The organism is Caballeronia arationis, from assembly GCF_001544975.2.
GTDB classification, from domain to species: Bacteria; Pseudomonadota; Gammaproteobacteria; order Burkholderiales; family Burkholderiaceae; genus Caballeronia; species Caballeronia arationis.
This window is the reverse complement of the sequence record NZ_FCOG02000019.1, coordinates 87,515-99,849: the sequence shown is the minus strand read 5'-3', so window position 1 is coordinate 99,849 and position 12,335 is coordinate 87,515. Positions and strand designations below refer to the sequence as shown.

Annotated in this window: 11 protein-coding genes; 9 read left to right on the top strand and 2 right to left on the bottom strand. The window is 65.7% G+C overall.

The genetic code is table 11. The features are described from left to right. The first annotated feature begins 268 nt into the window (after positions 1 to 268). The 4 genes from AWB81_RS14220 to AWB81_RS14205 all read left to right on the top strand — a co-directional run bounded on the left by AWB81_RS14220 (position 269) and on the right by AWB81_RS14205 (position 3,144). Positions 269 to 1,066, top strand: coding sequence for a tetratricopeptide repeat protein (locus AWB81_RS14220; protein WP_374730489.1), 798 nt, complete (start codon positions 269 to 271; stop codon positions 1,064 to 1,066). A 125-nt stretch (positions 1,067 to 1,191) separates the two neighbouring features. Next, positions 1,192 to 1,785: a peptidylprolyl isomerase gene (locus tag AWB81_RS14215; RefSeq protein WP_062636354.1), complete on the top strand. Its 594-nt coding sequence runs from the start codon at positions 1,192 to 1,194 to the stop codon at positions 1,783 to 1,785. Positions 1,786 to 1,849: 64 nt separating this feature from the next. Continuing rightward, on the top strand, positions 1,850 to 2,344 hold the full coding sequence (locus tag AWB81_RS14210; RefSeq protein ID WP_062636352.1) for a peptidylprolyl isomerase: 495 nt from the start codon (positions 1,850 to 1,852) through the stop codon (positions 2,342 to 2,344). Beyond that, the gene (locus AWB81_RS14205; protein WP_062636351.1) at positions 2,344 to 3,144 is read left to right on the top strand and encodes a UDP-2,3-diacylglucosamine diphosphatase; all 801 of its coding nucleotides are present in this window, start codon (positions 2,344 to 2,346) and stop codon (positions 3,142 to 3,144) included. The genes AWB81_RS14210 and AWB81_RS14205 overlap by 1 nt, the downstream gene beginning before the upstream one ends. A 21-nt stretch (positions 3,145 to 3,165) precedes the next feature. On the opposite strand, the gene cysE is transcribed toward AWB81_RS14205, so the two are convergent. After that, positions 3,166 to 3,954 carry a serine O-acetyltransferase gene (gene cysE / locus AWB81_RS14200; RefSeq protein ID WP_062636349.1) on the bottom strand — a complete coding sequence of 263 codons (789 nt, stop codon included), beginning with the start codon at positions 3,952 to 3,954 and terminating at the stop codon, positions 3,166 to 3,168. Between the two features lie 204 nt (positions 3,955 to 4,158). Next, positions 4,159 to 4,932: an RNA methyltransferase gene (locus AWB81_RS14195; RefSeq protein ID WP_235025796.1), complete on the bottom strand. Its 774-nt coding sequence runs from the start codon at positions 4,930 to 4,932 to the stop codon at positions 4,159 to 4,161. Positions 4,933 to 5,224: 292 nt separating this feature from the next. Here AWB81_RS14195 and AWB81_RS14190 point away from each other — a divergent pair, with 292 nt between their 5' ends. The 5 genes from AWB81_RS14190 (at position 5,225) to AWB81_RS14170 (ending at position 12,287) form a co-directional block, all read left to right on the top strand. Continuing rightward, positions 5,225 to 6,028 (top strand): inositol monophosphatase family protein, encoded by an 804-nt coding sequence (locus AWB81_RS14190; RefSeq protein WP_062636345.1) that lies wholly within the window; start codon positions 5,225 to 5,227, stop codon positions 6,026 to 6,028. A gap of 208 nt (positions 6,029 to 6,236) precedes the next feature. After that, on the top strand, positions 6,237 to 7,535 hold the full coding sequence (gene lplT / locus AWB81_RS14185) for a lysophospholipid transporter LplT (protein ID WP_062636343.1): 1,299 nt from the start codon (positions 6,237 to 6,239) through the stop codon (positions 7,533 to 7,535). Between the two features lie 197 nt (positions 7,536 to 7,732). Continuing rightward, complete coding sequence (locus tag AWB81_RS14180) at positions 7,733 to 8,101, top strand: ElaB/YgaM/YqjD family protein (protein ID WP_062636341.1); 369 nt, start codon at positions 7,733 to 7,735, stop codon at positions 8,099 to 8,101. A gap of 201 nt (positions 8,102 to 8,302) precedes the next feature. Beyond that, positions 8,303 to 10,996, top strand: a complete 2,694-nt coding sequence (gene mutS, locus AWB81_RS14175) for a DNA mismatch repair protein MutS (RefSeq protein ID WP_062636338.1) — start codon at positions 8,303 to 8,305, stop codon at positions 10,994 to 10,996. After that, entirely contained in the window at positions 10,959 to 12,287 is a 1,329-nt protein-coding gene (locus tag AWB81_RS14170) for a hypothetical protein (RefSeq protein WP_374730488.1), read from the top strand. The genes mutS and AWB81_RS14170 overlap by 38 nt, the downstream gene beginning before the upstream one ends. The last annotated feature ends 48 nt before the right edge of the window (positions 12,288 to 12,335 follow it).

Here is a 12,335-nt window from a genome sequence, read left to right as displayed (position 1 = left end):
GAAACATCCGCGTGTTGGTGTCGCAGGAATCACGTGTCGGCACGATGCTGTTCGATGCGGTGCGAAGACCCGGAAGCGCGTTGCGATGGAGGACGATGGTCCCTCAACGAAACGCCCCCGATCTCGCGCGCCGCCTGCGCACGCATGTTGCTCACGCTGCGATCGAAACGGAGAGGACCACGAGTGGCGTAACGACAGTCTGACGTTCGACGGAACGCGCAGACCTTTTGTTAGAATGGGTCGGAGTATAACATCCAGACTTGAGCCTATGAAACCATCAAACGGTCGCGCACGAGGCGTTGCCAACCGAGCCGCAAGCCGCGTCGCCACTGGGCTCGCGGGCTTCGTCGCAACCGCTGCCGCGACCACCTTCGCCACCGCGACGGTCACTGCAAGTTTCGGTCTCGCGGCCAGCTTTCTGTGCATCGGCACGGTTCATGCGCAGGTGTCCACCGCCACCTCGGACGGTACGCCGCAGGTCGATGCGAGCATCGCGCAGAAGGACTGGACGAACGCGCTCGCGCAACTCGACGAGCGCCTGAAGACGAACCCGCGCGACGTGCAGGCGAAGTTCAAGCGCGCCACGGTCCTCGCGCGCCTGAACCGCGACGACGAAGCGATCACCGCATTTACCGAGCTCACGCAGGCATATCCCGAACTGCCCGAGCCGTACAACAATCTCGCCGCGCTATATGCAAAGCAAGGCCGCTACGAAGACGCGCGCGCCGCGCTCGAAGTGGCCATCAAGGCGAACCCGAGCTACGCGCTCGCCTATGACAACCTCGGCGACCTGTATCTGCGGCTCGCGAGCGAATCGTACAAGCGCGCGCAAGCGCTTGGGTCGAAGAGCGCACTTTCGCGTCAGCGCGTCGCGGACATCCAGAAGATCATCGCCCCGCCCGCGCAGAAAAAGCGCATCGTCCCGTCGTCCGAATACGGCACGCCCGGTGTGAGCGGCCCGGGCACGGTCCCGGCGATGACACTGCCCACGCCGTACTCGCCGTTCGGCGGCCCGACCGGCCCGTTCCCGACCTCGCCCTACGTCGCGCCGAACGCGGAACCCTGAACGCGACCCCTCGCCCGGCACGGCCGGACGAGCGCGCATTTCGACGCGGCGCAGGAACCAGGCGGACTTCAAGCATCGACACGACGCCGCATTCGTAGCCACTCCAACCAGAGGATCGATCCTTCATGAAATTGCTGATGTTGGCGCTCGGCAGCGCCGCACTGATCGCAGGCGCTCCCGCCTTCGCCCAGGGCCAGAATCCGGCGGGCACGCAGCCTGCGCATCCGAGCGTGCTGTTCAAGACCTCGCAAGGCGACATTCGCGTCGAGCTCTATCCCGAGAAGGCGCCGAAGACCGTCGCGAACTTCCTCGACTACGTGAAGTCAGGTCAGTACAGTGGCACGATCTTTCATCGCGTGATTCCTGGCTTCATGATCCAGGGCGGCGGTTACAGCACCAGCTTCGCCGAGAAGCCGACGCGCGCCCCGATCCAGCTCGAGAGCAAGAACGGCCTAAAGAACACGACGGGCACGCTCGCGATGGCGCGCACGAGCGATCCGAATTCGGCCACCGCACAGTTCTTCATCAATACGGTCGATAATGCGGGGCTCGACTTCCCGAATCCGGATGGCAACGGCTATGCCGTCTTCGGCAAGGTCACGGCGGGCATGGACGTCGTGAAGAAGATCGAAGGCACGCCCACCACCACGCGCGGGCCGATGGCCGACGTACCGCAAAAGCCGGTCGTCATCGAATCGGCGACGGTCGTCTCGAAGTAACGCAGCGCATGCCGCCGCCCGCGGGCGGCGCCTCGCCCCCACCCAACAACGGAGAGAACACATCATGGTCGAATTGCATACGAACCACGGCATCATCAAGATCGAACTGGACAGCGAGAAGGCGCCGAAGTCGGTTGAGAACTTCCTTAGCTACGTGAAGAAGGGCCACTACGACAACACGGTGTTCCATCGCGTGATCGACGGCTTCATGATCCAGGGCGGCGGCTTCGAGCCGGGCATGAAGCAGAAAGGCACCGACGCGGCGATCCAGAACGAAGCGAACAACGGCCTGAAGAACGACAAGGGCACGCTCGCGATGGCGCGCACGAACGACCCGCATTCGGCGACCGCCCAGTTCTTCATCAACGTGAACGACAACGACTTCCTGAATCATTCGTCGCCGACGCCGCAAGGCTGGGGCTATGCGGTATTCGGCCGCGTGGTCGACGGCCTCGACGTGGTCGAGAAGATCCGCAAGGTCAAGACGGGCTCGAAGGGCTTCCACCAGGACGTGCCGCTCGACGACGTCGTGATCGAGAAGGCGGTCGTCGTCGACTGATGACCGACGCGACGCCTGACGACGCGCGAACAGCGGGCGCGGCCACCGAGCCGCGCCCGCTGTTTTTTATCGCCGACCTGCATCTGAGCGACGCGATTCCGAACACGGTCGCGACGTTCGAACACTTCGTGCGCGTGACGGCCAACGAGGCCGATTCGGTCTTCATCCTCGGCGATCTGTTCGAATTCTGGGTCGGCGACGATGTGCTCGACGCGTCGGTCGGTCACGAGCGCGCTCGCTTTGCACGCCGCATGACGGCGCTGATGCATACGCTCTCAGAACGCGGCATCGCGCTCTATGTAATGCATGGCAATCGCGACTTCCTGCTCGGCAGGCGCTTCATGAAGGAAGCGGGCGCGCTGCCGCTTCCAGATCCTTTCACGATGACCGCGTTCGGCACGCGCATCGTGCTCGCGCACGGCGACGCGCTCTGCACCGCCGACGCGGGTTATCAGCGCTTTCGGCGTTTCGCGCGCAACCGCGTTGCGCAGCGTCTGTTTTTGAGCCTGCCGCTGAAGAAGCGGCTTGCGATCGCGGAGCGCATGCGCTCGAAAAGCGAGGATGCGCGCGCGCTGCCCGTGTCGGCGAAATATGATGTGACGCGCGAGGCGGTCGCGCAATTGTTCGCGTCGAGCGGCACGCACACGATGATCCACGGTCACACACACCGGCCGGCGCGCCATCGCGAAGCCGACGGCACGCGCTGGGTGATTCCCGACTGGGAACTCGATCACGGCGAGCCGCGCGGCGGCTATCTGCGGCTCGACGCCGCGGGCATCCGGGCGCTGCCGCTCGGCTGAACACGCCGCTTCACATCTGAGTCAGCGCCGCGCCGCCGCTTCCCCTTCCATCGCCGCCGAGAGCCGCTTCAGGTCGAGCAGCGCGGCGCCGTCGATGCCGTTGAGCGCTTCCACCCGCGTGCCGATCCGCTCGAGTGCCGCGACGATGTCGTCGATCCGCTGCGTTTCTCTCGACGCGTGGTCGATCAGGCCGTGAATCGCGAGCGACACGGGATCGTCAGCGTTCGGTGTGATGCCGTAGGCGCAGAAGCCGCTCGCCTCAGTCTTGCGCGAGTCGTCCGCGGCACGTGCGGTCGCCGGCACGACGATCCGCGCCGGATTGCCCACCGCCGTGCCGCCCGCCGGCACCGGCTTCACGACAACCGCATTCGAGCCGATCTTCGCGCCCTCGCCGACCGTAAAGCCGCCGAGCACCTTCGCGCCCGCGCCGACGATCACGCCGCGGCCGAGCGTCGGATGGCGCTTGGCGCCGCGAGCGAGCGACGTGCCGCCGAGCGTCACGCCCTGGTAGATCGTGCAGTCGTCGCCGAGTTCGGCCGTCTCACCGATCACGACGCCCATGCCGTGATCGATGAACACGCGCCGCCCGAGCGTCGCGCCCGGATGGATCTCGATGCCGGTGAGAAAACGCGCGATCTGCGAGATGAAACGCCCGAGCCAGCGCCACTGCCGCACCCAGCATGCGTGCGCGAGCCGATGCAGCACGATTGCGTGGAATCCCGGATAACACGTGAGCACTTCCCAGGCGCTGCGGGCGGCGGGGTCGCGCTCGCGGATGGCGGCAATGTCTTCGCGCAGGCGTTTGAACATGTCGATGGCTCGGTAATTGGGGGGTACGGGCGCGGCGTCGATCCGCCGCTTTGGTCTGCCGATATGGTCTGCCGATTCGGACAGCATTAAGCACGGATCGCGCAAAGCTTATATCGGTTTTCGCCGATGGTTTCGGGCGATTGTAGGACGAGCCCGCTGACTCTGCTCGATGTCCCCGTTGGCCGCGCGGTCGCTCCGGCTGCGTCAGTCGGCTTTCCGGCCCCGCAGCAGGATGTGTTTCGCAATGCCGCGCAGGATGTTCACCTCCTCGCGCTCCAGCCCCGAACGCGCAAAGAGACGCCGTATGCGCGACATCAGCTTTTTCGGATTCGCCGGATCGAGAAACTCGAGTTCGATGAGCGCGTTTTCCAGATGCGCGTACATGCCTTCGATATCCTCGCTCGATGCGCTGGGGTTCGCCACTTCGAGCGTCGGCGGCCGGCCGCCGTCATCGCTGTAGGCAAGGCGCAGTTCGTACGCCAGCACCTGCACGGCCTGCGCCAGATTCAGCGAGCTGTACGCCGGATTGGCCGGAATGTGCGCGAGTGCGCTGCAGCGCTCGACATCCGCGTTCGAGAGGCCGGTGCGCTCATTGCCGAACACGAGCGCAATCTCGCCGTGATGCACGAACTCGTGCGCGCGTGCCGCCGCAGCTCGCGGCGGGAGTTGCGGGGGGCCGTATTCGCGCATGCGCGCCGTGAGCGCCACCGACCAATGCACGCCCGCGAGCGCGTCCGCGAGCGTGTCGACGACGAGCGCCGACGCCAGCACGTCATCAGCGCCGGACGCCATCGCGACGGCTTCCGGCTCGTTCTTGACGTTCGCGACGCGCGGTGCGACCAGCACGAGGCGCGCGAAGCCCATCGTCTTCAATGCGCGCGCCGCCGCGCCGACATTGCCGGGATGGCTCGGCTCGACGAGCACGAAGCGGGTCGACGTGAAGCCGCCGTGGGGATGAGGAGATTCGAGTGGGTCCAAAGCTTCGGTCGCCGGTGAGAGTTCGAGCACGCTATGGTAGCGCCTCCCGTGACGCGCCTGAACTGGCCGGACGCCATAGGACGAAGCCGAAACCCGCTGTCGCCGGCTTACTTCAGGTAAAATACCGCCTTCGCGCGCCTCGAAGCCTCAATTGACAGCGTCAACTGACATTCGCCGGCCGCCCCGCTCTTATCCAATTCGTCTTTCGTCGACATAGTCGTTGTCGCCAACTTTCCGGCTCGCCCGTGCACCCGAACGGTGCCGTCCCCGCGCCGGCCAAAGGATTTCGCTCATGCATCCGATGCTCAATATCGCTGTCAAGGCCGCTCGCCGCGCCGGGCAGATCATTAACCGCGCGTCGCTCGACCTGGACCGCGTCCAGGTCAGCAAGAAGCAGCACAACGACTTTGTCACGGAAGTCGACAAGGCGTCCGAAGCCGCGATCATCGAGACGCTGCACACCGCCTACCCCGACCACTCGATCCTCGCCGAAGAATCCGGCACCGACGACCGCGAGTCCGAATTCCAGTGGATCATCGATCCGCTCGACGGCACCACCAACTTCATCCACGGCTTCCAGTATTACTGTGTGTCGATTGCGCTCGCGCACAAGGGCATCGTCACGCAGGCGGTCGTCTACGATCCGACCCGCAACGACCTCTTCACCGCCTCGCGCGGCCGCGGCGCGTACCTGAACGAACGGCGCATCCGCGTCGGCAAGCTCGACCGCCTGGCCGACGCGCTGATCGGCACCGGTTTCCCGTTCCGCGACGGCGCGGGCCTCGACGCTTACGCACGGCTCTTCTCCGAAATGACGCTCTCGTGCGCGGGCCTGCGCCGGCCGGGCGCGGCCGCGCTCGATCTCGCGAACGTCGCGGCCGGGCGGCTCGACGGCTTCTTCGAGCAGGGCATCCATGCGTGGGACGTCGCGGCGGGCAGCCTCATCATCACGGAAGCGGGGGGTCTCGTCGGCAACTACACGGGCGAGTCGAACTTCCTGCACGAAAACGAAATCGTCGCCGGGAATCCGAAGGTGTACGCGCAGATGATCAAGATTCTCGACCAGTACACGCGCACGCGACAAAGCGCGGCCTGAGCGCGCGCGTCTCTTGTGGATATGCAAAGGCGGCTTCGGCCGCCTTTTTGCTTTTCGGGGCGCTTCCTTCCCGTCGATTCCCGTCCGCGGCACGCTGGGCGCGCATCGTGCTGTGTGCAAGCATTGCGCGGCTCCGCTAGAGTGCATCTCTTTGCCGGGACCGTCGCGATCCCTCGCCGCGCCTACCGACCGCCATCTCCGTCGTCACATGAAAAAAGGCTTCTACACGATCATCGCCGCGCAGTTCGTCTCGTCGCTCGCCGACAACGCGCTCCTGATCGCCGCGATCGCGATGCTCACCGTGATGAAGTCGGCGTCGTGGATCACGCCGCTCCTGCAGATATTTTTCACGATTTCCTACGTGCTGCTCGCGCCCTTCGTCGGTGCATTCGCGGATGCGCTGCAAAAGCGCCACGTCATGTTCGTCTCGAATGCGCTCAAGGCGGCGGGCTGCGCCGTGATGATCGCGGGCGTGCATCCGATGATCGCGTATGGCGTCGTGGGCCTGGGCGCCGCCGCTTATTCGCCCGCCAAGTACGGCATCCTCACCGAGCTTTTGCCGCCCGAGAAGCTGATCGCCGCGAACGCGTGGCTCGAATCGGCGACGGTCGGCTCGACCATCCTCGGCACCGTGATCGGCGGCGCGCTCGTGAGCCAGTATGTCGATCGCTGGGTGTCCGGCCTGCACCTGCCGCTCGTGCGCACCGCCGCCGACGCCGCGCTCTTCGCCGTGATGCTGATCTACGCGGCGGCGGCCGTCATCAACGTCGGCATTCCGAACACCGGCGCGCGCTATCCAAACCGGCTGACCGAACCGACAAAGCTGATCGGCGATTTCTCCCACTGCTTCAAGGTGCTCTGGACCGACAAGCTCGCGCAGATTGCGCTATGGGTCACGACGCTCCTCTGGGGCGCGGCCGTCACGCTGCAACTGCTCGTGCTGAAATGGGCGGACGCGAATCTCGGCCTGTCGCTCTCGAAGGCGGCCGTGCTGCAGGGCGTGACGGGCGTCGGCATCGCGATCGGCGCGGGCGCGGCGGCCGCGTTCATTCCGCTCAGGCAGTCGCTGAAGGTACTGCCCGTCGGCGTGGTGACGGGCGCGGTCGCCGTCGCGATGGCGTTCTACAACAAGGACCTGTTCCCGGCGGGCGCGGGCGTGCACCTCGGACAGCTCTTTGCGCCCGCCTATATCCTGATGGCCTACCCGCTGATGATCCTGCTCGGCAGCCTGTCGGGCTTCTTCATCGTGCCGATGAACGCGATCCTTCAGCATCGCGGCGCGACGCTTCTCTCGGCAGGACACTCCATCGCTGTGCAGAATTTCAACCAGAATCTCGCCGTGCTCGCGATGCTCGGCTCCTACGCGCTGCTCCTCACGGCCAACGTGCCGGTGCAGTGGATCATCGTGATTTTCGGGCTCTTCGTCTGCCTGATGATGTGGCTCACGATGCGCCGCTACTCCCACAACGAGAGGCAGAACGACCTCGGCGCGCTGGTGGAGGAATGAAGCTTGCTGAAGGGTGTACTCTCACCTCAACGCCTCGTCGACCGGCACCGGAAAAGCGGGGAACGATGGGGCGGGTCGAAGTCGTAAATACAGGACGACTCGTCGCGCAAGGCTGGCATTGACGCCACGGCGCCTCAGCCGGCCGTTGCCCGAACGAGCCGCGATTTAACTTTTCGGCACGTCAAAAGGAGCAGCAAATGGGATTGTTCACACGTTCGACGCTCGATAGCAAGATCAACGGCGCGGCCGATCTCGGCCAGCGCGCCGTCGCCGGCGCAAGCGACGCGGTCGATTCCGCCAGTGGCCAGTTGCGCAGTCTGCTGGACGAACTCGACAGCTCGCTGCGCGACGCGAAGGATCTCGATGCGGACAAGCTTCGCAAGGAACTGCAGTCGAAGCTGAAAACCGTGCGCTCGCAAATGGACGGCGCGAGTTCCGCGGTAACGGCCAAACTGAACGATGCCGCCGGTTACGCCGACGAATTCGTGCACGACAAGCCGTGGCATACGCTGGGCGCGGTCGCGGGGCTGGCATTGCTCGTCGGCTTTCTGGCCGGGCGCGCTTAACCCTGCATCCAGCCCGCGCGTTACGCGCACGAACGCCGGTTTTCGAACCGGCGTTTGCTTTTGCGCCGACCGCGCGAATCGTCACTGACCGACGCCTTGGTCATCCGGCCGACGGCATCCCGTCCGCGCGACGGGTTACACTCTCGCCCTATATGACCGGTTCGTTCCGCAACCGGTCCTCCTGCACCGAACGTACGCAAGATGGGCACTCACACCGCAACTCCCGAAACGGCCGGCGCACCCGCGGCAACAGCCGACCTGTCGCACCACACGCCGATGATGCAGCAGTATCTGCGCATCAAGGCGGAGCATCCCGGCACGCTCGTTTTCTACCGGATGGGCGACTTCTACGAGCTTTTCTTCGACGACGCCGAAAAGGCCGCGCGTCTGCTCGACCTCACGCTTACGCAGCGCGGCGCTTCGGGCGGCAATCCGATCAGGATGGCGGGCGTCCCGCATCATGCCTGCGAGCAATATCTCGCGAAGCTCGTGAAGCTCGGCGAATCGGTCGCGATCTGCGAACAGATCGGCGATCCGGCCACGTCGAAAGGCCCGGTCGAGCGCAAGGTTGTGCGGGTCGTCACGCCCGGCACGCTCACCGATGCCGCGCTCCTCTCCGATAAAAGCGATGTCTATCTGCTCGCGCTCTGCCCGTCGCACAACCGGCGCGGCGTGGTGACGAGCGTCGGGCTCGCGTGGCTGAATCTCGCGAGCGGCGCGCTGCGGCTCGCCGAGGTCGCGCCCGAAGAAGTCAGCGCTGCGCTCGAACGCATCCGCCCGGCCGAAACGCTGATCGCCGATTCGATCGCGGATGCCAGCGCGTCATTCAGCGTGCCGAATATCGGCGCGACAACGCGCGTGCCGGCGTGGCATTTCGACGTCGCTTCGGGTAGTCAGCGCCTGTGCGAGCAACTCGATGTGGCGAGCCTCGACGGCTTCGGCGCGCATTCGCTCACCTGCGCATGCGGCGCGGCGGGCGCGCTCCTGCTCTATGCCGCCGCGACGCAAGGCCAGCAATTGCGCCACGTGCGCAGCCTCAAGGTCGAGCACGAATCGGAGTACATCGGTCTCGACCCGGCGACGCGACGCAACCTCGAACTCACCGAAACGCTGCGCGGCACCGAATCGCCGACGCTCTGCTCGCTCCTCGACACCTGCTGCACGACGATGGGCAGCCGGCTGCTGCGTCACTGGCTGCATCATCCGCCGCGCGACGCGTCGATCGCGCGTGGCCGCCAACAGGCGATCGGCGCGCTGCTTGAGGCGCCGTCGGGCGCGAGTCTCGACACACTGCGCGCGGCGCTGCGGCAGATCTCGGACATCGAACGCATCACCGGGCGCCTCGCGCTGCTGTCGGCGCGGCCGCGCGACCTGTCGAGCCTGCGCGATACCTTCGCCGCCTTGCCCAAATTGCGCGAACTGCTGGGCGCCGTGTGCATGAACGCCGTCGCGCTCGAACGCATCGACGCCGCGCTCGAACCGCCGCGCGATTGTCTCGATCTGCTCGCGGCGGCCATCGCGCCCGAACCGGCAGCGTTGATCCGCGACGGCGGTGTGATCGCGCGAGGCTACGACGCCGATCTCGATGAATTGCGCGACATTTCGGAGAACTGCGACCAATTCCTGATCGACCTGGAAGCGCGCGAACGGACGCGCACCGGCATCGGCAATCTGCGCGTCGAGTACAACAAGGTGCACGGCTTCTACATCGAAGTGACGCGCGGCCAGACCGACAAGGTGCCCGACGACTATCGTCGCCGCCAGACGCTCAAGAATGCCGAGCGCTACATCACGCCGGAGCTGAAGGCGTTCGAGGACAAGGCGCTTTCGGCGCAAGAGCGCGCGCTTGCCCGCGAACGCGCGCTCTACGACGCGCTCTTGCAAAACCTGTTGCCGTTCATCGCGGACTGCCAGCGCGTGGCGGGCGCGCTGGCAGAACTCGACCTCCTCGGCGCGTTCGCGGAACGGGCGCGCGCGCTCGACTGGGTCGCGCCCGAGTTCGCCGCCGACGCTGGCATCGACATCGATCAGGGACGGCATCCCGTCGTGGAAGCGCAGGTCGAGCAGTTCATCGCGAACGACTGCTGTCTCTCCACCGATCGCAAGCTGCTGCTCATCACCGGCCCGAACATGGGCGGCAAGTCGACCTTCATGCGCCAGACCGCGCTGATCGCGTTGATGGCGTATGTCGGCAGCTACGTGCCGGCGAAGCGCGCGCGTTTCGGCGCGCTCGATCGCATCTTCACGCGCATCGGCGCCGCGGACGATCTCGCCGGCGGCCGCTCGACGTTCATGGTGGAAATGACCGAAGCCGCCGCGATCCTGAACGATGCGAGCGCATCGAGCCTCGTGCTGATGGATGAAATCGGCCGCGGCACCTCGACCTTCGACGGCCTTGCGCTCGCCTGGGCGATCGCGCGGCATCTGCTCACGCACAACCACTGCTACACGCTCTTCGCGACGCACTACTTCGAGCTCACGCAACTGCCCAACGAGTTCGCGCAGGCGGCGAACGTGCATCTCTCGGCAGTCGAACACGATCACGGCATCGTGTTTCTGCATGCGGTCAACGAAGGTCCCGCGAACCAGAGCTACGGCCTGCAGGTCGCTCAACTGGCGGGCGTGCCCTCGGCCGTGATCCGCGCGGCGAGAAAGCACCTCGTGCATCTCGAACAGCAATCGATCGGGCAGCCATCGCCGCAATTCGACCTTTTCGCGGCAGCGCCGTATGCCGCAGACGCCCCCGACGCGGAAGATGCCGCGCCGGCACAGGAGCATCCAGTGCTCGAGAAGCTGCGTGCCCTCGACCCGAACGACTTGCGCCCGCGTGACGCCCTCGATCTGCTCTACGAACTGCATGAGCTGGCGACGCCCGCGCCGGATGGATCGCGTTGAGGCGGCTCGCCCGGCCTGCGCGCCACGTGCTGCGCGCGTGGCGGCGCGGGCGTTGGCCGCCGCGCTCGTGTGCGGCACGTTCATGCAGCAGCATGCATCGGCTCAGGACGGACCACTCAGGTTCGCCGTCATCGCCGATGCGCTGACCCGCCCCGCCGACGTTTCCCCCGTGCGCCAGTTGCTCGACGCGATCGCACGCGAGCGCGACATGGCGTTCATCGTCTACGACGGCAATATTAAGGGCCCTTCGGAGCCTTGCCGAGACAGGATCTACGACGCGCGTCACGATCTGCTCGACGCGTCGCGCACGCCGCTCGTATTGATTCCCGGACAGCACGACTGGGCCGACTGCGGTCAGGCGCAGGCGGGCGGCTACGACCCCGTCGAGCGACTCGACTTCGTGCGACAGCTCTTCTTCGGCGATTCGAATTCCCTCGGTTCAACACCGCTCGCGCTCGCGCGGGAAAGCGAAGTCGCGCGCTTCAGGCCATTTCGCGAGAACGTGCGCTGGCGGGCGCAGGGTGTCGCGTTCGTCGGGCTGAACGCGCCCGGTCCGAACAATCACTATCTGACAGCAGGCGGGCGCAACGGCGAATTCGAGGACCGTAGCATCGCGAATGCGTTCTGGCTCGAGCACGCGGCGGAGTCGGCGCGACGTTCGGGCGAGCGTGCGCTCGTCGTCTTTCTCGAAGGCGATCCCGACTTCGCGCGCTACGAGCGACGCGACCGCTTCGCGTGGTTGCGCTTCACGCGCGGCAACCAGCCGCGCGACGGCTTCGTCGAATTCAAGCGAAGTCTCGTCAAGGTGGCCGAACTGTTTCGCGGTCCCGTGATCGTGATTCACGGTGCGGAGACGCCGGTCGCAGGCGGCTTTCTGATCGACCAGCCGCTCCACGACGAAAAGGGATCACTGGTCGCCAATCTGACGCGCATTGCAATCGCGCTGAAAAAACCGCAGGTGCAATGGCTCGAAGTACAGACGGATGCAGACTGGCGGCCGCCATTCAGGGTGCGTGTGAGAGATGTCGCGAGAAGTAGCGCTACGACGTCCGAACCGCCAGGCAAACCGTCTGAACCATACGAGCCGCCGTCGGACGAAGCAGCCCCGCCCCAACCTCGCGACGACCTTCCCGCATCGCTGCCGCCACCGGCTTTGCCGTCCTCGGTGCCCGGACCGCTGCCGCCGATCCTCACCCCACCCCAAGGCATGCCGCCGATTCTGCCCACGCCCGCGTCGGGCGTGCAGAACGGCACGTATCGAGCCAATCCGGCGAGCGGAACGGGAGAATGAAAAAGGGCGCAGCGATCATCGCTGCGCCCTTCTCTCATGTGTTGGGAC